The 21,261-nt window shown below is 58.9% G+C and carries 22 protein-coding genes and 1 pseudogene; 17 read left to right on the forward strand and 6 right to left on the reverse strand.

From position 1 onward, the window contains the following. Positions 1-157 precede the first annotated feature (157 nt). The 3 genes from glyA (at position 158) to rpiB (ending at position 2,917) form a co-directional block, all read left to right on the forward strand. Positions 158-1,429 carry a serine hydroxymethyltransferase gene (gene glyA / locus MUN79_RS05010; RefSeq protein ID WP_311136750.1) on the forward strand — a complete coding sequence of 424 codons (1,272 nt, stop codon included), beginning with the start codon at positions 158-160 and terminating at the stop codon, positions 1,427-1,429. Between the two features lie 150 nt (positions 1,430-1,579). Then, positions 1,580-2,437, forward strand: a complete 858-nt coding sequence (tatC, locus tag MUN79_RS05015; protein ID WP_244676681.1) for a twin-arginine translocase subunit TatC — start codon at positions 1,580-1,582, stop codon at positions 2,435-2,437. A 51-nt stretch (positions 2,438-2,488) separates the two neighbouring features. Further along, on the forward strand, positions 2,489-2,917 hold the full coding sequence (rpiB, locus tag MUN79_RS05020; protein WP_244676682.1) for a ribose 5-phosphate isomerase B: 429 nt from the start codon (positions 2,489-2,491) through the stop codon (positions 2,915-2,917). 134 nt (positions 2,918-3,051) lie between these two features. Here the strand turns inward: rpiB and MUN79_RS05025 are convergent, their stop codons facing one another. Then, the gene (locus tag MUN79_RS05025; protein ID WP_244676683.1) at positions 3,052-4,464 is read right to left on the reverse strand and encodes a hypothetical protein; all 1,413 of its coding nucleotides are present in this window, start codon (positions 4,462-4,464) and stop codon (positions 3,052-3,054) included. A gap of 201 nt (positions 4,465-4,665) precedes the next feature. Here MUN79_RS05025 and MUN79_RS05030 point away from each other — a divergent pair, with 201 nt between their 5' ends. The 4 genes and pseudogenes from MUN79_RS05030 to MUN79_RS05045 all read left to right on the forward strand — a co-directional run bounded on the left by MUN79_RS05030 (position 4,666) and on the right by MUN79_RS05045 (position 10,597). Continuing rightward, the gene (locus tag MUN79_RS05030; protein ID WP_244676684.1) at positions 4,666-5,103 is read left to right on the forward strand and encodes a ribosome-binding factor A; all 438 of its coding nucleotides are present in this window, start codon (positions 4,666-4,668) and stop codon (positions 5,101-5,103) included. A 127-nt stretch (positions 5,104-5,230) separates the two neighbouring features. Next, positions 5,231-6,040, forward strand: a complete 810-nt coding sequence (locus tag MUN79_RS05035) for a class I SAM-dependent methyltransferase (RefSeq protein WP_244676685.1) — start codon at positions 5,231-5,233, stop codon at positions 6,038-6,040. A 178-nt stretch (positions 6,041-6,218) separates the two neighbouring features. After that, the gene (locus tag MUN79_RS05040; protein WP_244676686.1) at positions 6,219-7,448 is read left to right on the forward strand and encodes an FtsX-like permease family protein; all 1,230 of its coding nucleotides are present in this window, start codon (positions 6,219-6,221) and stop codon (positions 7,446-7,448) included. Positions 7,449-7,626: 178 nt separating this feature from the next. Then, positions 7,627-10,597: pseudogene (locus MUN79_RS05045) on the forward strand (DEAD/DEAH box helicase). Between the two features lie 103 nt (positions 10,598-10,700). Here the strand turns inward: MUN79_RS05045 and MUN79_RS05050 are convergent. Together MUN79_RS05050 and MUN79_RS05055 are read right to left on the reverse strand one after the other, a co-directional pair. Further along, positions 10,701-11,705, reverse strand: coding sequence for an LLM class flavin-dependent oxidoreductase (locus tag MUN79_RS05050; protein ID WP_244676687.1), 1,005 nt, complete (start codon positions 11,703-11,705; stop codon positions 10,701-10,703). 110 nt (positions 11,706-11,815) lie between these two features. Continuing rightward, the gene (locus MUN79_RS05055; RefSeq protein ID WP_244676688.1) at positions 11,816-12,493 is read right to left on the reverse strand and encodes an SIMPL domain-containing protein; all 678 of its coding nucleotides are present in this window, start codon (positions 12,491-12,493) and stop codon (positions 11,816-11,818) included. 213 nt (positions 12,494-12,706) lie between these two features. Between MUN79_RS05055 and MUN79_RS05060 the strand changes: the two genes are divergently transcribed. Both MUN79_RS05060 and MUN79_RS05065 read left to right on the forward strand, forming a co-directional pair. Further along, positions 12,707-12,991 (forward strand): hypothetical protein, encoded by a 285-nt coding sequence (locus tag MUN79_RS05060; protein WP_244676689.1) that lies wholly within the window; start codon positions 12,707-12,709, stop codon positions 12,989-12,991. Positions 12,992-13,480: 489 nt separating this feature from the next. Next, the gene (locus MUN79_RS05065) at positions 13,481-13,993 is read left to right on the forward strand and encodes a hypothetical protein (RefSeq protein WP_244676690.1); all 513 of its coding nucleotides are present in this window, start codon (positions 13,481-13,483) and stop codon (positions 13,991-13,993) included. A gap of 25 nt (positions 13,994-14,018) precedes the next feature. On the opposite strand, the gene MUN79_RS05070 is transcribed toward MUN79_RS05065, so the two are convergent. Further along, positions 14,019-14,276, reverse strand: a complete 258-nt coding sequence (locus MUN79_RS05070) for a hypothetical protein (protein WP_244676691.1) — start codon at positions 14,274-14,276, stop codon at positions 14,019-14,021. A gap of 190 nt (positions 14,277-14,466) precedes the next feature. On the opposite strand from MUN79_RS05070, the gene MUN79_RS05075 reads away from it, so the two are divergent. The 7 genes from MUN79_RS05075 (at position 14,467) to MUN79_RS05100 (ending at position 19,586) form a co-directional block, all read left to right on the forward strand. Beyond that, the gene (locus MUN79_RS05075) at positions 14,467-14,907 is read left to right on the forward strand and encodes an SRPBCC family protein (RefSeq protein WP_244676692.1); all 441 of its coding nucleotides are present in this window, start codon (positions 14,467-14,469) and stop codon (positions 14,905-14,907) included. A 74-nt stretch (positions 14,908-14,981) separates the two neighbouring features. Further along, on the forward strand, positions 14,982-16,169 hold the full coding sequence (locus MUN79_RS05080; protein ID WP_244676693.1) for a class I SAM-dependent rRNA methyltransferase: 1,188 nt from the start codon (positions 14,982-14,984) through the stop codon (positions 16,167-16,169). Positions 16,170-16,182: 13 nt separating this feature from the next. Continuing rightward, positions 16,183-16,443 (forward strand): hypothetical protein, encoded by a 261-nt coding sequence (locus MUN79_RS05085; RefSeq protein ID WP_244676694.1) that lies wholly within the window; start codon positions 16,183-16,185, stop codon positions 16,441-16,443. A 283-nt stretch (positions 16,444-16,726) separates the two neighbouring features. Further along, the gene (locus MUN79_RS30630) at positions 16,727-17,269 is read left to right on the forward strand and encodes a phytoene desaturase family protein (protein WP_311136659.1); all 543 of its coding nucleotides are present in this window, start codon (positions 16,727-16,729) and stop codon (positions 17,267-17,269) included. A 53-nt stretch (positions 17,270-17,322) separates the two neighbouring features. Further along, positions 17,323-18,108: a phytoene desaturase family protein gene (locus tag MUN79_RS30635; RefSeq protein WP_375378238.1), complete on the forward strand. Its 786-nt coding sequence runs from the start codon at positions 17,323-17,325 to the stop codon at positions 18,106-18,108. Between the two features lie 146 nt (positions 18,109-18,254). Beyond that, on the forward strand, positions 18,255-18,941 hold the full coding sequence (locus MUN79_RS05095) for a carotenoid biosynthesis protein (protein ID WP_244676695.1): 687 nt from the start codon (positions 18,255-18,257) through the stop codon (positions 18,939-18,941). 30 nt (positions 18,942-18,971) lie between these two features. Continuing rightward, the gene (locus tag MUN79_RS05100; RefSeq protein WP_244676696.1) at positions 18,972-19,586 is read left to right on the forward strand and encodes a TetR/AcrR family transcriptional regulator; all 615 of its coding nucleotides are present in this window, start codon (positions 18,972-18,974) and stop codon (positions 19,584-19,586) included. Between the two features lie 68 nt (positions 19,587-19,654). Here the strand turns inward: MUN79_RS05100 and MUN79_RS05105 are convergent, their stop codons facing one another. Both MUN79_RS05105 and MUN79_RS05110 read right to left on the reverse strand, forming a co-directional pair. After that, complete coding sequence (locus MUN79_RS05105) at positions 19,655-19,897, reverse strand: DUF6952 family protein (RefSeq protein ID WP_244676697.1); 243 nt, start codon at positions 19,895-19,897, stop codon at positions 19,655-19,657. A 14-nt stretch (positions 19,898-19,911) separates the two neighbouring features. Next, positions 19,912-20,229 carry a thioredoxin family protein gene (locus tag MUN79_RS05110; protein ID WP_244676698.1) on the reverse strand — a complete coding sequence of 106 codons (318 nt, stop codon included), beginning with the start codon at positions 20,227-20,229 and terminating at the stop codon, positions 19,912-19,914. Positions 20,230-20,532: 303 nt separating this feature from the next. Between MUN79_RS05110 and MUN79_RS05115 the strand changes: the two genes are divergently transcribed. Next, positions 20,533-21,219: an arylesterase gene (locus MUN79_RS05115; RefSeq protein ID WP_244676699.1), complete on the forward strand. Its 687-nt coding sequence runs from the start codon at positions 20,533-20,535 to the stop codon at positions 21,217-21,219. Positions 21,220-21,261 lie beyond the last annotated feature (42 nt).

The following is a 21,261-nucleotide window of genomic DNA, read 5'->3' on the forward strand; positions in this document are numbered from 1 at the left end:
ACGAGAGAAGCCGGACAAAAAGCCGAACTCGGCATTACTACGCCGGCTCTCGTAAGTTCGCACCGCCAAGCAGCCCGCCGCCGATTGTTGGCGGCCAGGTGTTCTCTGATAATCGATTCACCCGTACCTTTGAACCTATGGAAACTCGCACTGCCCCATTGCCCAGGACACGGTCCTGTTCGACCTCATCCGCCAGGAAAAGGAACGTCAGACCCACGGAATTGAACTGATTGCCTCGGAAAACTACGTTTCGGAGCAAGTGATGCGGGCGCAGGGCTCCATCCTCACCAACAAGTACGCCGAGGGCCTGCCCGGCAAGCGCTACTACGGCGGCTGCGAAATCGTGGACCAAGTAGAGCAGCTGGCCATTGACCGCGCCAAGGAACTGTTTGGTGTAGAGTGGGTAAACGTGCAGCCGCACTCTGGTGCCCAGGCCAACGCGGCCGTAATGCTGGCCATCCTGAACCCCGGCGACAAAATCCTGGGCTTCGACCTGAGCCACGGTGGTCACCTGACCCACGGCTCACCCGTAAACTTCTCGGGCAAGCTCTACAAGCCTTCCTTCTATGGCGTGGAGCCCGAAACCGGCCTGATTGACTGGGAAAAAGTAAAGGAAACTGCCCGCCGCGAGCAGCCCAAGCTCATCATCTGCGGAGCCTCGGCCTATTCCCGCGACTGGGACTACAAAGCCCTGCGCGAAGCCGCCGACGAGGTAGGCGCCTTACTGCTGGCTGATATTTCCCACCCCTCGGGTCTGATTGCCAAGGGCTTGCTCAACTCGCCCTTCGAGCACTGCCACATCGTAACTACTACCACCCACAAGACGCTGCGCGGCCCCCGTGGCGGCCTCATCATGCTGGGCAAGGACTTCGAAAACCCCTTCGGCCTGAAAACACCGAAAGGTGAGCTGCGCATGATGTCGGCCCTGCTCGACTCGGGCGTATTCCCCGGTACCCAGGGCGGCCCCTTGGAGCACGTTATCGGCGCCAAGGCTGTGGCTTTCGGTGAGTGCCTCTCAGACGCCTACACCGAGTACACCCAGCAGGTAATTCGCAACGCCCAGGCCCTGGCCAAAGGCTTCATGGACCGCGGCTACCAGATTATCAGCGGCGGTACCGACAACCACCTGATGCTTATCGACCTGCGCAGCAAGGGCCTGACCGGCAAGCTGGCCGAAAACACCCTCATCAAGGCCGATATCACCATCAATAAAAACATGGTGCCCTTCGACGACAAGTCGCCCTTCGTGACCAGCGGCATGCGCATCGGCTCGGCCGCCGTGACGACCCGCGGTCTGCGCGAGGCTGATATGACCCGCATCGTGGAGTTTATCGACGACGTGCTGATGCACCACACCGACGAGGCCCACTTGCTGAAAGTGCGCGGCCAGATCAATGAGTGGATGCAGCAATACCCGCTGTTTGCTTAACTGTGAAATGGTGAGATGGTGAACTGGTGAGTTTTTCACCGTCCTCCGGCAACAAGCATCTTGTTACCGGGGTTTTTCGTTTGTTTCTCCACCGGTATTTGTCTGCACGACAACTCACCATTTCACCATCTCACCATTTCACTTGTTCCCTTGAATACTGACCAACCCAATCTGGGTGAAGTGCACGAAATGTCCTTCATCGACCATCTGGAGGCCTTGCGGTGGCACATTATCCGCTCGGCCATCTCGATTGTCGTTTTTGCTACCATAGCGTTTTTCAACAAAGACTTCCTGTTCCACGACCTGTTGCTGGGCCCGTCCCGCGCCGATTTCTGGACCTACCGCATGTTCTGCCGGTTTGGGCAGTGGATTGGGGCGCCGGATCTGTGCATGGATAAAGTGGGCTTTATCATCCAGAACCGGGAGATGAGCGGGCAGCTGACGATGCACATCAGCACCTCGTTTATGGTGGGCATTGTGCTGGCCTTCCCGTACACATTCTGGGAAATCTGGCGCTTTATCAAGCCCGGACTGTACCCGCACGAGCAGAAAAACTCCCAGGGGGCGGTGTTCTTCGTGTCGGTGCTGTTTGCCCTGGGCCTCATGTTTGGCTACTACATTGCGGCCCCGCTGAGCATCAACTTTCTGGCTTCGTACACCGTCGATCCGACCATCGAAAACCAGATTGACATGCAGAGCTACCTGAGCACGCTCACCACGATGTCCATTTCCACGGCCTTCGTGTTTGAGCTGCCCATGATAGTGTTCTTCCTGGCCAAAGCCGGTTTGATTACGCCCGAAATCATGCGCCTGTACCGCAAGCACGCCATTGTAGTCATCCTGGTTATTGCCGCCGTTATTACGCCCCCGGACATTTCGGCCCAGATTATCGTGACCATCCCGATTCTGATTCTCTACGAGCTGAGCATCAACATTGCCCGCGTCGTAGCCCGTGGCCGAACGGCAGCCCTGAATGCCCAGCTGGCCGAGAATAACGGCGTCAGCTAAGGTGCCACAGATTGCTTCAGCAGCACACTCATTTTCACTAGCTCATTAAAGATGAAACTTGCCATCGGTTCCGACCACGCCGGCTTTGCTTACAAGGAAATGCTGACCCACTGGCTGCGCGACAACGGCTACGAGGTAAAGGACTTCGGCACTTATTCGGCTGATTCGGTGGATTATCCGGACTTTGTGCATCCGGTAGCCGAAGCCATTACCGCCGGCGAGTTTGAGCAGGGCATTTTGGTGTGCGGCTCGGCCAATGGAGTGGCCATTACGGCCAACAAGCACAAGGGCATCCGGGCCGCTATTGCCTGGCAGCCCGAGCTGGCCGAGCTGGCCCGGCAGCACAACAACGCCAATATTATCTGCGTGCCCGAGCGGTTTGTGACCGAGGAAGCTGCCCGAGATATTGTGAGCAGGTTCTTAAACACCGCCTTCGAAGGAGGTCGGCACCAAAACCGCGTCAGCAAGATCGACTGCTAGGCTTAAGATACTGGCCGCAGCGCGCAGGAGGTTATCCTCGGCGGCGCAGGACCTCCCTTAATACCAAGAAGCCCTTTCCCGTTGCGACGGGAAAGGGCTTCTTGCTTTAGGATGCTACGTTTCAGAGGCTGGCTTTACTTCCGCTGGTACACTTTCGGAATTTTGGTCAGCTGGTAGCGGCTAAAAACGGCGGGCACCTTGTATTGCAGCTCGGGTACGAGGCCGGCTTCGTCGATGATATACTCTGGGGGCAGGCTGGCGAAGTTGTGGGCTAAGCGGAACACGGCGCTATACTCATTCAGATGGCCGAAATCTACCTGGGCCAAACGCCAGTCGAGGTAAGGAGTAGCCAGGCGGTTCTGCACGTAAGAGCGCCGGTCGGGGCCCAGCACCAGCAGGCGGTGGCCCTGCAGGGCGGCGTAAGCAGGATTGGGCTGCACGGCGTAGCGCTGCTCAGCCGGAATCTGAATCACGGCTTCCAGGCTCAGCGTGGTACGGTAGCGCACCAGCACTACGGCCCCAATAAGCAACAGCAGCAGCAGCTCGGGCACCCAGGTTCGGGACGCCTTTTGCCATAAATACAGGCAGAAATAGGTGATGGGCGGCAAAACCAGCACCAACGTGCCCGGCGCCATGCCCCGGCCGGCGGCCCCCATGGCCACGGCCACCACCAGCCACACCAGCATCAGTTGCTGAAACTTAACCTGGAACACGAGGCCCAGAGAAGTGGTAAACGAGCGGAACAAAGCCAGTACCAGCACAATACCGGGCAGAATGAGCAGGCGGAGCTGCACAAACAGGGGTATCCCGTCTGTGCCGGCCACCAGTCCGCTCAACACGGGCTTGAGGTGAAACTGCGAGAAGTTGGGCAAGGACTCGGTGTAGAGAAAGAAGGTGCCGGCCGCCGCGTAGGGAAACAGAAACCCGCAGACCAGCAGCAAAAAGCTCCGGAACGAGTTGGCCGCAAAGATGATAACGGCAAACAGCCCCACTAGCAGAAACAGCGCCAGCGGCAGGTAACACAAAGCCGCTACCCCAATTAGAAAGCCCGCCCGGAACAGGCGGCGGTTGTCGTAGCCTTCCCGGGAGGTCGGCAGCAGGGCACTCAGGGCCGCAATGATGAAGGTGTGCCCGATAAGCAGCGGCGACAGGGTATCGAGGTCGGTGGTAAGGCTGGCAAGCAGCAGGTAGGTGAGGGCCGCCACGAAGCCCCGGTCGGGGTGCACGTCGGCGCGGTTGAGCACCAGGTTGAGGCGCAGGGCCTGAAACAGCAGCAGCACCAGGGCCAGAATCCGGTACAGCCAGAGCGGCCGGCCCAAGGCCGCATCCAAGGCGCCGAAAAGCAGGGCCGACAGCGGGGCGGTGCTGTCGTAGATGTCGCGGTAGAGCAGGGCGCCTTCATTGAGCCGTTCGCCAATGAGCAGGGCCCGCAGCTCGGCGGCCGTAAGCGGAATGCCCAGCCAGAGCAGCGGCAGGCGCAGGGCCAGCACCAGCAGCAGTAGGGCCACCAGGCGCGTCGGGAGCGGACTTTTAAAGAAACGAAGCAAAGCGGGAGCGAAATTCTAAGGTGCTCGAAGACAAGGGCAGGCAAAGGTACGCGCATCCGGGCCAAGCCCCGCGGCCCGTCATTGGCTTTCCCCGCCTGGGCTTTAAACCGCCGGCTGCCCTTGGGCCGTAGCCGTAATTATCGGGGAAAACCCAAGTAGCTAAGTTCCTGACTTCCCAACTCCCTATCTTTGCTGATTCTTATGGAAAGTAAACGACAGCAAAAGTTTGCCAGCCTCCTGCAGCAGGACCTGGCAGCCGTCTTTCAACGCGACTTACCGCACCTGTTTCCTGGCCTGCCGCCGGGTATCAGCACCATTCGGGTTTCACCCGATTTGGGCGTGGCCCGCATTTACCTGAGCAGCCTGCTGGCCAACACCGGCCCGGCCCTGCTCGAACTGGTGCGCGACAATAGCAAAGAAATTCGTCAGGCCTTGGCCAAGCGTATTCGGAAGCAAGTGCGCATTATCCCCGAGCTGGTCTTCTTCCTCGACGACAGCGCCGAGTACGCCGCCCACATGGATGCCGTGCTGGGTAAGCTCGACATCCCGGCCGAAACGCCCGAGGACAGCTCCGACCCCAAAACCACCGACGGCAAAGGTCCCGCCCGGCCCAAGCTGTTCGCCGACGAAGACGAATAGGCGAAATGGTGAGGTGGTGAACTGGTGATTTGACGTTCTATCTGCGCAGTATAGCGCCAATCGAACAGCAAACTCACCAGTTCACCACCTCACTATCTCACTTCTCACCATCTCACGATTTTCCCCCTTGTATTACGACCCGATTAAGAAGTCACTGGGCCAGGTATTCAACCGTACTCCGTGGCTGCGCCGCTTGTTTTACACCCTGCTCGACTTGCTGCTGCTCCGCACCTGGCACGTGCACCGGGAGCTGCGGCAGTGGGCTGCCGGCCGCCAGGATGAGAACCTGACCATTCTCGACGCCGGCTCGGGCTACGGACAGTACACCTACTGGCTGTCGGGCCTAAGTAAGAAGTGGAACATTCTGGCCGTCGACGTAAAGGACGAGCAGATTGCCGACTCCAACCAGTTTTTCCGCCAGATCGGGCGTACCAACGTGCAGTTTGCCGTGCAGGATTTGGTGCTCTACCAGGAGCCTAACTCGTTTGACCTGGCTTTGTCGGTCGACGTAATGGAGCACATTCTGGAAGATGTGGAAGTGTTTCGCAACATTCACGCCTCGCTCAAGGACGGCGGCATGCTGCTGATTTCGACCCCTAGTGACCAGGGCGGCTCCGACGTGCACGCCGACGGCGAAACCAGCTTCATCGAGGAGCACGTGCGCGACGGCTACAACATTCACGAGATTCAGCAGAAGCTGCGCACCGCCGGTTTCGAGCGGATTGAGGCCCGCTACAGCTACGGCGAGCCGGGCCAGGTATCGTGGCGCCTGAGCATGAAATACCCCATCCTAATGCTGGGCATGTCGAAGTGGTTTTTCATCTTGCTGCCGTTCTATTACCTCATCACCTTCCCCTTCTGCCTGCTCCTGAACTGGATTGACTCCACGGCCAAGCACGACTCGGGTACGGGCCTGATTGTAAAGGCTTGGAAATAGCTTAGACTCAGCCGCAGGGAAGCTTGACTATTAGTTAGGCAGAATTGCGGGGAGCACCTTAACTTGCCTGCTAATTAAACAGAGTATAATCGGTAAACGCGGCTTTCTGCGGCCCTTTTCGTACAAGTGCTTCGTGCTGCCGACCTTCTTTTTCCTCCAACCCTAAAAAGCGCCCTGCATGAACGTATCCTTGCTCATCGCCCGGCGTTATTTCTCGTCTAAGAATAAGCGCAACATCATCAGCATCATCTCCAACATCTCGATGGTGGGGGTGGCCGTGGGTACCATGGCCCTGATTATCGTGCTTTCCGTCTTCAACGGGCTGGAGGACTTGGTGCGCACGCTCTACGGCAAGTCGGACCCGGACCTGCTCATTACCGCCGTCCAGGGCAAATCCTTCGCCACCAATGAGGCCCTGATGCAGCGCATCCGCAGCACCGTGGGCGTGGGCTTGCTTACCGAAGTAATTGAAGACAACGCCTTGCTGCAGTACCACGACCGGCAGATGGTGGTCAAGATGAAGGGCGTGAGCGAGAATTACTTTGCCCAGAGCGACATCGACTCGGCCATCGTGGAAGGCGACCACCGCCTGGTGCGCAACGGCGAAAACTACGCCCTGCTCGGGGCCGGCGTGCAGCACGAACTCAGCATTGCCCTCGACAACCGCTTTGCCCCCCTGCACCTACTCTATCCGCGTAACACGGGCAAGAAAACCCTGTCGATGAACCCGGAAACGGCCTTCAGCCAGCAAACCATTATTGCCGGTGGCGTCTTCCTTATCGAGCAGCACATCGACGACAGCTACATCTTCGTGCCCATCGACTTTGCCCAGAAGCTGCTCAACTACGGCAACCGCCGCACGGCCCTGGAAGTGAAAGTGGGCGCCAGCCGCACCATTGAAGAGGTTAAGCAGGACCTGCAGCGAGTGCTCGGCAATGGCTTCCACGTCCACGACTCCGACGAGCAACATGTGAGTCTGCTCAAAGCCATCAAGGTCGAAAAGATGTTCGTGTTTATCACCTTCGCCTTCATCCTGCTGATTGCCTCGCTCAACATCTTCTTCTCGCTCTCGATGCTGGTGCTTGATAAGAAGAAAGACGTAGCCATTCTGCTGGCTATGGGGGCTACCAGCCGTACGGTGCGCAACATCTTTCTGCTCGAAGGCGCTATTGTGGCCCAGGTGGGCGCCATTACTGGCCTGACGCTGGGTATTGCCATTTGCTGGGCCCAGCAGACCTTCCATATTGTATCTATGGGCATGGCTACGAGCGTAGTCGACTCATACCCAGTGAAGATGCAGCTCTCCGATATTGTACTTACCGGCATTGCTATCATCGTCATCACCATCACGGTTTCGATTCGCCCGGCCCTGAACGCGGCCCGGTTGGATTTGCGGGAGAACTTGTAACCCTTTCGCGGTTACTATAGTAGTTCATCTACTCATTAGCCCCATTCATCACCTAAATTGAATATCTCTGTCTTATTATTTTCACTATTTCAATAATAAATTTTACTTTTCTTTAAATCCCATGATTTTTAGGATTTGTCCTTAAATTCAATGCCTTATTCAGGCTTCCCATCCGACTATGAAGGTTTCAACTTCACAGCCTTTTCAGATTGTCTATTCGTTACTTGAGCACGAGTATCTAGGCTATCTATTTGAGTCTTACGTGGTTCAGCGTAACGCCAAAGGCCAACTCACGCTTCAGCATCAGACAGTCTCAGCCAAGAACGCGCCGGAATTTGCGGATGGCCTCGATGAAACCGACTTTGAACTGATTGCCCTCACCGACCAAATCCAGCAGGATGCGGTGATTAAAGAGTTCTGGGCGAAAAAAACCACGCCCGCCGACTTCTTCTTCAAGATTTACGACCCGGAAAAGGGTGACAAAGGTCTGCAAGAAGCTATTTGCCGCTACGTGCAAGACCGCATGGGTCAGATTCTGGAGCGGCTGCAGGGCAAGTTCGTCTTTATTATGGGCAAAGACGGGGAGCCGACCTGGAAGGAAATCGGGGTGGCCCCGGAGCCGGCTTCGGTTTTGTTCCACTTTCGCCGCAACGAGGACAGCACCCATTACTTCCCTACCATACAGTACCAAGGGCAGAAGCTCGACTTCCAGTTTAAGAATGCCGTGATGGTGTGCTTCCAGCCGGCCTGGATGCTGCTCAACGACATGCTGCACAACTTCCGCAACGACGTGGATGGCAAGAAGTTGCAGCCTTTCCTCAACAAGAAATTCATCGTTATTCCCCGGCAGGTCGAGGACAGCTACTTCCAGCGCTTTGTGGCGCCCCTGGTTGAGTCGTTCGACGTGCATGCCCGGGGCTTCGACATCCGCTCGGAGCGCTACGTGGCCCGGCCCCAGCTCACGTTCTCGGACGTGCCCGGCGTCACGCTGGTGGCCGACGAGGACCGGGGCCGCCCCGCCGCCATGCGCCGCAACAGCAGCGCCAGCGACTCTGCTACAGCCGTTATTGCCGCCCCATCCGAGCATATTCACTTCGACTTGTCGTTCCGTTACGGCGACCATACTGTGCACAACAGCTACGACAAGCGGGTGTGCGTGAAGCTGGAGAAAAACGAAGACTCCTACATTTTCCACCGCCTGATTCGCAACCTGGACCGGGAGCAGGAAATCATCCGGGAGCTGGCCGACCGGGCTTTGGAAGTGCGCAACGGCCGGGCCGTGCTGGAAAAAGCCACGGCTTTCCGCTGGCTCCACAGCCACGCCGAAGAGCTGGCCCGTATGGGCTTCACAGTGCAGCAAGGCACTTCTTCCAGTAAAGACTACTTCATCGGTGCCGTTACGGTGCAGGTGGGCATTACGGAAGGCAACGACTGGTTTGACGTGCACGGCACAGTCAGCTTCGGCGAGTTTGAAATTCCCTTTATCAAGCTGCGGCCCTACATCCTGGGCCGGCGCCACGAGTTCCGTTTGCCCAACGGGCAGATTGCCATTATTCCAGAGGAGTGGTTTACCCAGTACCTCGAGCTGTTTGCCTTTGCCGAGGAGCACCACCATACGCTGACCCTGCGCAAGCACCACTTGGCTTTGGTGTCGGATCTGCAGAACGGCAACCTGGCTACCGTGACCATGAGTCGGAAGCTGGAGCGCCTGCGGGGCTTCGAAACGGTGGAAGACCAGCCCATGCCGGTTGGCTTTCAAGGGAGCTGCGGCCATATCAGAAGGCGGGCTACAACTGGCTGCACTTCGTGAAGGACTACCACTTCGGGGCTGCCTGGCCGATGATATGGGTCTGGGCAAAACGGTGCAGACCCTGGCTTTACTGCTGCAGCGCAAGGAAAGCGGTGAGTCGAACGGGGCGGCTTCGCTCTTAGTGATGCCGACTTCGTTGGTGTATAACTGGCTGAGCGAGGCCACCAAGTTTACGCCCGGCCTGCGCATCCTGACGTATACCGGCACCTACCGCGACAAAAACGTGGAGCAGTTTGCCGACTATGACGTAATTCTGACCAGCTACGGCATTGTGCGGCTGGATGCGGAGCTGCTGCGCTCCTACGGTTTCGACTATGTGATTCTGGACGAGTCGCAGGCCATTAAGAACCCTAGCTCAACTACGTCGCAGGCTGTGCGCGGCTTACGCTCCCGGCACCGCCTGATTTTGACCGGTACGCCGGTCGAAAACAGCACCATGGACCTGTGGTCCCAGATGTCGTTTATCAACCCCGGCTTGCTGGGCTCCCAGACGTTCTTCCGCAAGGAGTTTCTCAAGCCCATCGAGAAAGGCAAGGACGAGGTGCGCACCCGTAAGCTCCACGCGCTGATTAAGCCTTTCATTCTGCGGCGCCATAAAGCCCAGGTGGCTAAGGAGTTGCCTTCCAAGATTGAGCACCTGAGCTACTGCCCCATGACCGAGGAGCAGGCCCAGTGCTACGAGGAAACCAAAAGCTACTACCGCAATAAGATCCTTAAGAACATTGAGGAGCACGGCACGGCCGGCACGCAGTTTATGCTCTTGCAGGGCCTAACCAAGCTGCGCCAGATTGCCAACCACCCGCGCATGGCCCACGAGGACTACGAGCATGAGTCGGGCAAGCTGCGGGAGGTGATTCGCATGATTCGCAGCGTGGTATCTGAGGGGCACAAGGTTTTGGTTTTCAGCCAGTTTGTAAAGCACCTCGACATTGTACGGGCTTCGCTCGACGAGAAACAGGTGGAGTACGCCTACCTTGACGGCAACACCCGGGACCGGCACAAGGAAGTCATCCGCTTCCAGGAAACCGAGGAGCTGCGCGTGTTCCTGATTTCGCTCAAGGCCGGGGGAGTAGGCCTCAACCTCACCGCCGCCGACTACGTCTTCATCCTGGACCCCTGGTGGAACCCCGCCGTAGAAGCCCAGGCCGTAGACCGCGCCCACCGAATCGGGCAGCAGCGCACGGTGTTCACCTACAAGTTCATCACCAAGAACACGGTGGAGGAGAAAATCCTGGCCCTGCAGAACAAGAAAATTCAGCTGGTCACGGACCTGATTACCACTGACGAGGCCATTATCAAGAGCCTGACCAAGGAGGATATTGAGGAGTTGCTGGGGTAAATTTTCCTCAAGCAAAACAGGCGAGGCGCTTACCGGAAGTTTTCGGATAAGCACCTCGCCTGTTTTGCTACCAGCCTCAGTGTTTTATGGCCCGCGGCTGAGCTTACCACTTGCTAATTTCGGCCAGCAGCTCGTAGGAGCGCAGGCGGGCCGCGTGGTCGTAGATGTGGGCTACAGCCAGTAGCTCATCGACCTGGGTGGCACCCAGGAAATACTGCAGCTGCTTCTGTACCGTGGCGGGGGAGCCAATAAACGAGTAGGCCATCATGTGGCTTACGGCTTCTTCTTCCAACTCACTCCACAGGCCATCCATACTGGGTACCGGGGCCTGCAGAGGCCGGGAAGTGCCGCGGATGATGTTCAGGGCAAACTGGTGAAAGGACGTAGCCAGCTGCTGAGCTTGCTCGTCGGTGTCAGCCAGGATAACGTTGACGCAGGCCGCGGCATAGGGCTTCTCGAGGTGCTCAGAAGGCTGGAACGAAGAACGGTATAACTGCAAAGCTGCCTGCAAGTGCGTAGGGGCGAAGTGACTGGCAAAGGCAAAAGGCAAACCCAACATACCCGCCAGCTGGGCACTGTAGGTGCTAGAGCCCAGCAGCCAGATAGGAATATCCAGTCCTTCGCCGGGCACGGCCCGCACCTTGTTCACCCGATTTTCAGCCGATAAATACTGCTGCAATTCCTGCACCTGCTGCGGAAACTCGGTGCCGGCCCCGAGCCGGTCGCGCCGCAGGGCCTGGGCCGTAACCTGGTCGGTGCCCGGGGCACGGCCCAAGCCCAGGTCGATGCGGCCAGGGTAGAGGGAAGCCAGGGTTCCAAACTGCTCGGCGACTACCAGGGGAGCATGGTTGGGCAGCATAATGCCTCCCGAACCTACCCGGATGGTAGATGTGCCGCCGGCAATGTGCCCAATAAGCACGGCCGTAGCGGAGCTGGCAATACTGGCCATGTTGTGGTGCTCGGCCAGCCAGTAGCGGATGTAGCCCCACTGCTCAGCGTGCCGGGCCAGGTCCAGGCTGTTGCGGAAGGTATCGGCGGGCGTGGAGCCCTCGGTAATGGCCGCTAAATCGAGAATGGAAACGGGTATTCGGGAGCTATGTTCAGGCATTGATTTCGATGTAAGGCTCTAAAACAGCCCACGCCGCCCGGTTGTTTCCCTGGATTAGAATTCGGCCCCGTTTCGTCCTGACCAATAAGCCGCCAGCAAAGCCAACCTCATTACCCCGGCCAGCATCGAAGCTTATTCCAGGGCCGAGGCCAGGGTGCAGGTGCTGTTGAAGTGCAGCAACTCGGGGGTAGTTTTGAAGCCGCGGCCCCAAAGCCCTTGCCATAAAGCTCAATATCAGCCGACTGCCCATAGCCGCCGGAGCTGCTTTCGGGACTCGACGAGTCAGAGGCTTCCAGCACCTCGCCCCGCTTCACCTTGAGGGCAGCGCACATCTTGTCGGCCGTTTTGGTCGCGTCGAGCAAGGCCAGCACGTCGGCCTCGCGGCGCAGGCTGTCGGCCCGGGTGTGCCCATAGCTCAGGTCCTTGATGCGGCTGATGCGGGTAGAGAGCAGCTCTTCCAGGTATGGCGTCAGCCGCTTCAGGTCCGTGATGCGCACCGTTACCGACTGGGTGGAGTTGAAGCCCGCAAAGACCTCTTTGCCGCGCACGTAGGTGAACTCCTTATTGGACGACGTGCTGCTCACCCGCACATCATTGGGGCCCGGCGCATACCGCTTGGACAAGGTCAGCACCTGGTCGACTACGCCCTGTACTTCGGCCACAGCATCCTTGAGCTTGGGCCGGGTAAAGGCCGCGTCTACGGTCAGCTCGGCATAGTCGGGGTACACCGTTACGCTGCCGTAGCCCACGCTGCGCACCTGCCGCGGCACGGCCGAAGTGGAGGGCACCGACTGACAGGCACCAAGCCCGCCCAAAACCAGAAGAAGTGCTGCAAAGGAAGAAAAATGAGTCATACGGGGTCGAGTAGAATAGGAGTGAGGCTATATAACTAAACCCTGGCAGCTCAGCGTATGGCGGCCCACAATTTTCTTTTGCGGAGTGAATTGCCGCCCGAATTTTCCCCGCAAAAGCTCGTCATTTACGGAAACTATCCGGTCCGAATGCGTCCTTATCTCCTCCTGTTTTCAGTATTCTCGGCCTGCTTCCGCCTGCAGGCGCAAACCATTGAGCCCGGCTACGTGGTGCTCAGCAGCGGCGACACGCTACGGGGCGAAGTGGAAAATGCCTTCTGGGAAGACCCACCTGCCTCCGTGCGTTTCCGTAGCGCACCCACGGTGGAGCTTATCACGTATTCGGCGCTGCAGCTACGGGGCCTGGGACTGGTCAGCGGCCGGCATCTGCGACTTGAACTGCTCCCCTGGACCGTAGCGCCACCACAGATGTAAGCCACTTGCCCAATAACGCGCGCAGCTACCAAAAGCCCGAACAGGTGCTGGCCGACGTGCTGGTAGAAGGCCCGGCCTCCCTGCTGAGCGTTACTTTAAGTAATGTTCACCACTTTTTTGTACGCCGCGAAGCGCAGCCCTACATTGAAATGACCGAGCGTAACTACATCAAGGTTCAGGACGGAGTGCGGGTCATTGCCGACGCCAATAACTATCAGGGCCAACTGCTCCAGTATTTCGGGGACTGCAAAGTTGCTACCACAGCTGCGGCCAAGGCTCCATTCACGGCTGAAGGCCTAAAAACGGTGGTGCAGGCCTACAACCGGGAATGCTCGGCCACGCGCCAGTTGGGCCGGGAAACGGCGGATCAGAAATTGGCTGCCGGCCGGGTGGCCGTTCGGGCCGGAATTCTAACCGGAGCCCGCTACAACTCGGTACTGTTCAGTGGGGAAGCCAGAGACGTTGCCGACTTCACGGGCCTTGATGCCGATGGTAAGGTACACGCGCAAGCCGGGGGTACGTGGATGTTATCAGTGGGGGCGGCGGCTGGCGCTGCACGCGGCGCTGCTGGCCTCACGGTTTGGGCGTACCAAGCCGGTCAGCTTCCGCACGCTCAGCCAGAACGGGGCGCAGCCGGGCAGCTTTGTCTGGCGGGGCACCGTAGTAAATCTGCAAATCGGACTGCGGGGCTTTGCGCCCCTCGGCACCAAGCTGCAGCTACTGTATGGGGCCGGCTACGAAATCAACAGCTTCTTGAATCCGAAGTCGGAGCTGACGTACGGGGGGTACACGCAGAACTTTCTGGGCGGTTTCCGTGGCACCCTGCTGCCCTACCTGGAGGTGGGTTTAGCTCATGGCCGTTTCGGCGCGCAGCTCAACAGCCGCTTGTATGCCGGCCAGATCTTTGCCGGCCAGCACGTGGCAAGCTGGAGCCTGAACGCACTGCTCAGCTACCGACTCAATAAAGACGTTGACCAACCGGCCTCGAAAACCAGTAAATAGCGGCCTGTAGCAGCCGATGCCGGTCTTAGCGCATTATTTTGCCGCGTAAATCCCAGTGGCTTGATTTAACGGCTAGGCCGTCGGGCTCCCGCTTGATGGTGCGCGTGTACCGCTCCCCGGCAATGAGGCCGTCGGGGCGGCGCTTGCCAAAAAACAGGGTCATCGGCTCCCCATTCTCGTTGGTAACGAAGGTTATGTCGTAGCCTTTAAACACATCATTGATGCTGGCCGACGGCTCGTATGTTTTGCTCAGTTTCTTATCTAGTTCGGGGTGCAGTGGCATGGGAGTCGGAGGAAAGATTCCTTCAGTTTACGGCACCTGGTAGCGCTAAGGCTAGATTTCGACGCTGAAAAAACGCCAAGCTCAACCTATTCACTGAGTGCATTTCTAGCCTGTTTGCTCAGTATGGTGACATAACTAGGTCGGCATCCTATTGAAAACCAAAGCGGCCGAATCCGGGTTAGCACGGCCTATGCATGTCACGCTTCGTACGCCGGTGGCCCAGCCGCCCGCCCAGGTTTTTGCCGGCTTCACCCGGGAGCTGTTTCTGGCCCTGGCTCCGCCGTTTCCGAAGCTGCGCCTCCACCGTTTCGACGGCTGCCAGCGCGGCGACCAGGTCGAAATTGAGCTCGTCAGCGGCCCGCTGCGGCAGCGCTGGACCAGCCTCATTACCGACCACGGCGTGCAGCCCGACGGTACCCATTTCTTTATCGACGAAGGCCAGATTTCACCCGCCCCGCTGCGGTTCTGGCGCCACCGCCACCTGATTGAGCCCGGTCCCAATGGCGGCAGCGTAATTGTCGATGCCCTGGAGTTTCGCACCGCTTCCCCGGTCCTCGACGCCCTGCTTTACCCGTTGATGTGGGCTCAGTTTGCCTACCGCAAGCCCATTTACCGCCGCGTATTCGCTTAATGCGCCGGGCATAACGGCGGCTGCCCGGCTTTGGCGTACTTTTGTAGTTCGTATTGTCACCTAGCTTCTTCGTTATGCCTGCCATTGTCACGCTCAAACCTGGTAAAGACCAATCCTTGCGCCGCCGCCACCCGTGGGTGTTTTCGGGCGCCATCGGCCGGATGCAGGGCGAGGTGCTGGAAGGCGAGGTGGTGATGGTACAGGCCTCCAACGGCGAAGTGCTGGGCATGGGCCACTATGCTCCTGGCTCCATTGCCGTGCGCATGCTCGACTTCGGCACCGAGGCCCAACTGCCCGACGCCGAATTCTGGGAAAACCGCATCCGCAATGCCTACGAGCTGCGCAAAGGCCTGCAGCTCACGGGCCAGGGTGATACTAACGTGTACCGCCTGGCCCACGCCGAGGGCGACGGCCTGCCCGGCCTCATCATCGACGTGTATGGCGACGTGGCCGTGGTGCAGGCCCACAGCGCGGGCATGTATAAAGCCCGCCCGCTGATTGCCGCCGCGTTGCAAGCCGTAATTCCGGGTCTGCGAGCCATTTACGACAAGAGCGCCGAAACCGTGCCCGCCAAGGCCGCGCCCGGCGCCCAGAACGGTTACCTCTTCGGCGAAAGCAACGGGCAAGAGCACATTGTGCAGGAAAACGGCCACCCCTTCGCCGTAGACTGGGAAACCGGCCAGAAAACCGGCTTCTTCATCGACCAGCGCGACAACCGCAGTCTGCTGGCCCGCTACGCCCCGGGCCGCCGCGTGCTGAACACGTTCTGTTACACCGGCGGCTTTAGCTCCTACGCCCTGCAGGCCGGCGCCGAGCTGGTGCATTCCGTGGACAGCTCCAAGAAGGCCATTGAGCTGACCGAGCGCAACGCGGCCCTGACCGGCCTCGAAAGCAAGCACGAAGCCTACGCCCAGGACGTGTTCAGCTTCCTCAAGGACCGCCACAACCAATACGACCTCATCGTGCTCGACCCGCCGGCCTTTGCCAAGCACCTCTCGGCCCGCCATAATGCCCTGATGGGCTACAAGCGCCTGAATGTGGCCGGCATCAAGCAGATTGCGCCCGGCGGCCTGCTCTTCACCTTCAGCTGCTCCCAGGTGGTATCGGCCGAGCTGTTTGAAGGGGCAGTGCTGGCCGCGGCCATCGAAGCCGGCCGCCCGGCCCGCATCCTGCACCGCCTTACCCAGCCCGCCGACCACCCCGTGAGCTTGTTCCACCCCGAGGGCGAGTACCTGAAAGGGCTGGTGCTGGCTGTGGAGTAAAAAGCCCGTTGTGATGGAGCACCTGCCGCAAACCGACCCGTGGAATTTTCCCAGCCGGTTTCCGGCCCCGAATCAGCGGCAGGCAATTCACTACGGCCCGCTGCACGAGTTTGGGCAGGGCAGTCCGGTTTGGGGACCAGCATACTGGATTACGGCCGCACAAACCGTCGTGCTGCTGCACCGGCGGTGTGGTGGGCCGCCGGGTAGCTTTACCACTGTGGGAGCGGCACTGGCTGCTGGGCTTTCGTGCGCGTCGCCCTTCTGGATACTATAACTGCCGAGTTGATAATTCTGGCGCCGCGCTTTCGGGTGGTGCAGCTAGAACATTTTGACGGGCAGTTTGTGAAAGGAGTAGACAGCCCAGTCTCTGAGCCGAAAAGTTTTGTCCTTGACTGGGCCAAGACTCCGCGCAGCGCCACACGTTCACTGAGCAACCGATAACCACACTTGGCCCGCAAACCCAAAACCAGCAGTTCCCTCAAACCGTCCGTCGCCGTCATCGGGCCGGCATTGCCGGTATTGCCGCCGCCCTGCGCCTAGCCCTAAAAGGCCACGCCGTGACGGTGTTCGAAGCCCAGGACACGTTTGGGGGCAAGATGTACCAGTTTGCCCTGCCTGGCGGCTACCGGTTCGATGCCGGCCCGTCGCTGTTTACTCTGCCGGCGCTAGTCGATGAGCTGTTCCAGCTGGCTGGCCGCAACCCCCAGGACCACTTCCGCTACGAGCGGCTCGACCCTATCACCCAGTACTTTTTCACCGACGGCACCCGCCTCACGGCCTGGGCCGACGAGGAAAAGTTTGCCGCCGAAGTAGAAGCCAAGCTGGGCGTGCCGGCAGTCAGCGTCCGGCAGTTTCTCAAGCGCAGCGGCCAGTCCTACCAAGCCACCGAAAGCACCTTTCTGCACAAGTCGCTGCACAAGGCCCGCACGTACCTGAGTAAGGACGTGCTGGGCGCTTTGGCAGCTCTGCCCAGCCTGGGCCTGATGGGTACCATGCACCAGCGCCACGCCAAGGCCTTTGCCGACCCACGCCTCGTGCAGCTCTTCGACCGGTTTGCCACCTACAACGGCTCCGACCCCTACCAGGCCCGGCCACGCTGAGCCTGATTCCGCACCTGGAGCATGGCATCGGCGCATTTTACCCCGAAGGCGGCATCTACAGCATTGCCCGCAGCCTGGTAGAGCTGGCCGAGGAGCTGGGTGTCGAATTCCGCTATAATGAGCCGGTGGAAGAAATTCTGACGGCGGCCGGCCGGGTTACGGGCCTGCGCACAGGCCAGGACGTGTACGACTTCGGTGTGGTAGTCAGCAACATGGACGTGGTGCCGACGTACCGCCGCCTGCTGCCCACGCAGCCTGCCCCGGAGCGGACCCTGGGTCAGCCCCGTTCGTCGTCGGCCCTAATTTTCTACTGGGGCGTGGCCCAAAGCTTCCCCGAGCTGGACCTGCACAACATCTTCTTTTCCCAGGACTACCGCCGGGAGTTCCAGGCTATTTTCGAGGAGAAAACCGTCACCGACGACCCGACGGTGTACGTGAACATTACTTCCAAAAAAACGCCTTCCGACGCCCCGGCCGGGCACGAAAACTGGTTTGTGATGGTGAACGTGCCCCACAACCAGGGCCAGGACTGGGACGCCCTGATCCAAAAGACCCGCCGCGCCGTACTGGATAAAGTCGGCCGGGCGCTGGGCGTGGAGTTGGAGCCGTTGCTGCGGGCCGGGCAGGTCTGGGACCCACGGGGCATTGAGCAGCGGACGTCCTCGTTTGGCGGGGCCCTGTACGGCAGCTCTTCCAACAACGCGCTGGCGGCTTTCCTGCGCCACCCCAACTTTTCGGGGAAGTTGGAAGGGCTGTACTTTTGCGGCGGCAGTGTGCATCCGGGCGGCGGCATTCCGCTGAGTTTGCTCTCGGCCAAGATAGTAGCCGACCTGGTCTAAGATTTTAACTAGTAGCGCGTTGAATGTTGAATTATCTACAGTAGATCACGGCGTGCCCACTCCGGGCCCGTCCCGGCTTTCCACCTGCTGAGTTGAAGCCTTTCTGCTGCAGCCCCCTTTATTTTAGCATTCAGCATTCCTGATTCATGTCTTCCGAACCAACTCAACACCTGTCCGCTCCGGCAGTAGCTCCCGATACCAGCCAGCGGCGCCTGCGCGTGGCCCAGGGCGTTCTGCTGCTGTTTCACGTCACGGGCTTTCTGGGCCTGGGCTTCTCCAAGGACCCGGACTTCTACCTGCAGTTTGTACCCCTGAACCTGCTGCTGACGGCTGTGTTGCTCTTCGCTTTTCAGCGCGACCGGGGCTTTGCCTTCATCGGCTTCTGCATCACGACCATGGTCGTAGGCTTCTTCGTGGAAGTGGTGGGCGTGCAGACCGGTAAGCTCTTTGGCGTATACAGCTACGGGGCCACGCTGGGCCCTAAATGGCTGAACACGCCCCTGCTTATTGGCCTCAACTGGCTGATGCTGACGTATATGGCCGGCACCCTGGCCCGCTACCTGCCCGTGGGCGGCTTTCTGCGGGCCGTGGCAGCGGCCTTGCTGCTGGTGGGCATGGACATCTGCCTGGAGCCTATAGCCGTGCAGTACGATTTCTGGACCTGGGCCTACGACGTGATTCCGCTGCAGAATTTCAAGGGCTGGTTTGCCGTGTCCCTGATTCTGCAAGTGTACTTCAACCGGACCGATTTCGAAAAGCGTAACCCGCTGGTTCCCTTTGTGTACCTGCTCCAATTGCTATTTTTCTTCGGGCTTGGCTGGTTTATTCGCTAACTTTCGTGAGTCCCACTCCGACAGCCTGCTATGAACCCAACCTTACGCAACACCTTACTGGAAGAAGCCGTCCAGCTGTTTCAGACCCGCGGCATCTCCAGTCTGTCGCTGGAGCAGATCATGCAGGCCCTGGATATTTCGCCGGCTACGTTCCGGGAAATGTTCCGCGACAAGGAAGACCTGGTTCTGCAAGTAACCCAGCACGACATTGAGCGGCAGAAGCGGGAGCACGCCGAGCTGTTCAAGACCGTAGACAACGCCGTGGCCCGCCTGCTGAGCTTGCTGGAAATGGGCATCCGGGACCTGCGCAAGGTGAAGTCGCCCGAGTACTTCTCCGACCTGATTCAGGACTTCCCCCAGGCCTGGGAGCTGGGCCAGCAGCATTTGGCCGAGTACTCCACGCCCCAGCTGCAGGGCTTGCTCAACGAGGCCATTCTGCACAAGAGCATGCGCGGCGACATCAACATTGCCCTGGTTGCTAAAATCATTATTGAGCAGCTCTACATGGTGCTCAATGAGCAGATTTTTCCACCCAGCCGCTACGATACGGCCGAGGTATTCCGCAGCGTGTACCTATACTACGTGCGTGGCCTCTGCACCGAGGAAGGCCTGAAAGCTGCCTCCGGCTATTTTGCCCGCATGTAGGCAACCCTACCACCAGAAACAAAAAGAGGAGCCCTTGGGGCTCCTCTTTTTCGTTGTGCAAACAACTATTAGCTAATGGACACGCGCACTTTCTTGGTGTATTCGCGCAGGGCGTCCTTGAACTCGGAGCCGTTGTCCTGCATGTGGTTCAGAATGAAGATGGCGGCAAACACGTGGGTCAGCTTCTCACCTTCGTCTTCGCCTTCTACCTCGAATGCGGGCTGCTGCTCCTCGAGCAGGGCTTCTTCGGCAGCTACCAGGCTTTGCAGGGTCTGCGATTCTACCAGGCGCTTGATTACGGGTATTTTCATAGCAGCGGCGGGCCTTAGTTCAGGCGGTTAATCAAGTCGGCTACGGCTTCTTCCTTGCTGGCCGAAACGGTGTCTACCAGCTCGCCGTCCTTGAAAATGGCGAAGAAGGGCAAAGTGGTTACGTTGGCCAGCTTGCGGGCCGCCGGGCTGGTTTCGGCATTCACGTCCACGAACTTGATGTTCTGGTTTTGCTCGGCCTGGGCCATCCGCTTAAACTTAGGCGAGAACAGGCGGCAGTTGCCACACCAGTCGGCGTAGTACTTCACCACTACTTTCTCATTGGTTTCGAGCAATTGCTGGAAGTCGGAATCAGTTGCTTTCGTAACGGACATTATGCTAAGGAAATTGATTGAACAAGAAGCAGCCAGATAAGAACGATTCTTATCTGGCTGCAAAGCTAAAGCACGAAAGCGGTAAAAAGGTTTATTCGACGATTAATTTCCGCTACTCTTTTTCCCTGCCCATTCGTCGGTTACAAGAGGGGCCTTGCTGCTTCCGCCACCAACAACGGCCAGAAGCAACTACTTGCTTGCCAATCATCCGACCCCGAAACGGCGAAAAACCCAACTGTAACAACCCTGCTAGGGCGGTTCGGAGTATAGAGGCCATTACTTACCTCAGTCGTTACCCGTCGTATGCGTCAGCTTCTATTATTTGGCCTGAGCCTGCTGCTTTTCGCCTGCGGACCGGCTGATTCCTCTTCCGCTCAGCGCCGCCAGCCGGCGGTTCCTCCTCGTATGCAGAACATCATTTTCTTTGGCAACAGCCTTACGGCCGGCTACCAGTTGCGGGCCAGTGAGGCCTTTCCCTCCCTGATTCAGGCCCGCCTCGACTCGCTTAAGCTGCCTTACAGAGCCCTCAACTATGGCGTAAGCGGCGAAACCACCGCCGGCGGCCGGCAGCGCATTGCCAGCGTGCTGGCCCGGCAGCCGGTCGACGTGTTTGTGCTGGAGCTGGGCGCCAACGACGGTCTGCGCGGCATTCCGGTGCGCGAAACCACCCAGAACCTGCAAACCATCATCGACCAGGTGAAGCTCAAGTACCCCAAGGCCCGAATCGTGCTGGTAGGCCTGGAATTCCCCTTCGACTTGAGCGTGCTCGGTGGCCACCAGTACGGGCGCTATGCCGCCGAATTCAAGGCTTTGTTCCGTACGCTGGCCGAGAAGAACAGTCTGCCCTTTGTGCCTTTCCTGCTGCAGGGCGTGCTGGGCCAGCGTCACCTCAACCTACCCGACGGCGTGCACCCCAATGCCGAGGGCCAGAAGATTCTGGCCAACAACGTGTGGGCCACGCTCGGCCCGCTGCTAAGCGAACAGCCCTAAGCTACAGGTAGTAGCTTAGGGCTGCTTGTTTATAATCAACTG

It is taken from the genome of Hymenobacter cellulosilyticus (assembly GCF_022919215.1).
GTDB classification, from domain to species: Bacteria; Bacteroidota; Bacteroidia; order Cytophagales; family Hymenobacteraceae; genus Hymenobacter; species Hymenobacter cellulosilyticus.

Excerpts from the sequence above, each read along its gene's own strand:
- rpiB (WP_244676682.1), top strand. The coding sequence starts at position 2,489 with ATGAAACTTGCCATCGGTTCCGACCACGCCGGCTTTGCTTACAAGGAA.
- MUN79_RS05030 (WP_244676684.1), top strand. The coding sequence starts at position 4,666 with ATGGAAAGTAAACGACAGCAAAAGTTTGCCAGCCTCCTGCAGCAGGAC.
- MUN79_RS05040 (WP_244676686.1), top strand. The coding sequence starts at position 6,219 with ATGAACGTATCCTTGCTCATCGCCCGGCGTTATTTCTCGTCTAAGAAT.
- MUN79_RS05050 (WP_244676687.1), bottom strand. The coding sequence starts at position 11,705 with ATGCCTGAACATAGCTCCCGAATACCCGTTTCCATTCTCGATTTAGCG.
- MUN79_RS05060 (WP_244676689.1), top strand. The coding sequence starts at position 12,707 with ATGCGTCCTTATCTCCTCCTGTTTTCAGTATTCTCGGCCTGCTTCCGC.
- MUN79_RS05065 (WP_244676690.1), top strand. The coding sequence starts at position 13,481 with ATGGTAAGGTACACGCGCAAGCCGGGGGTACGTGGATGTTATCAGTGG.
- MUN79_RS05070 (WP_244676691.1), bottom strand. The coding sequence starts at position 14,276 with ATGCCACTGCACCCCGAACTAGATAAGAAACTGAGCAAAACATACGAG.
- MUN79_RS05075 (WP_244676692.1), top strand. The coding sequence starts at position 14,467 with ATGCATGTCACGCTTCGTACGCCGGTGGCCCAGCCGCCCGCCCAGGTT.
- MUN79_RS05080 (WP_244676693.1), top strand. The coding sequence starts at position 14,982 with ATGCCTGCCATTGTCACGCTCAAACCTGGTAAAGACCAATCCTTGCGC.
- MUN79_RS05085 (WP_244676694.1), top strand. The coding sequence starts at position 16,183 with ATGGAGCACCTGCCGCAAACCGACCCGTGGAATTTTCCCAGCCGGTTT.
- MUN79_RS05095 (WP_244676695.1), top strand. The coding sequence starts at position 18,255 with ATGTCTTCCGAACCAACTCAACACCTGTCCGCTCCGGCAGTAGCTCCC.
- MUN79_RS05100 (WP_244676696.1), top strand. The coding sequence starts at position 18,972 with ATGAACCCAACCTTACGCAACACCTTACTGGAAGAAGCCGTCCAGCTG.
- MUN79_RS05105 (WP_244676697.1), bottom strand. The coding sequence starts at position 19,897 with ATGAAAATACCCGTAATCAAGCGCCTGGTAGAATCGCAGACCCTGCAA.
- MUN79_RS05110 (WP_244676698.1), bottom strand. The coding sequence starts at position 20,229 with ATGTCCGTTACGAAAGCAACTGATTCCGACTTCCAGCAATTGCTCGAA.
- MUN79_RS05115 (WP_244676699.1), top strand. The coding sequence starts at position 20,533 with ATGCGTCAGCTTCTATTATTTGGCCTGAGCCTGCTGCTTTTCGCCTGC.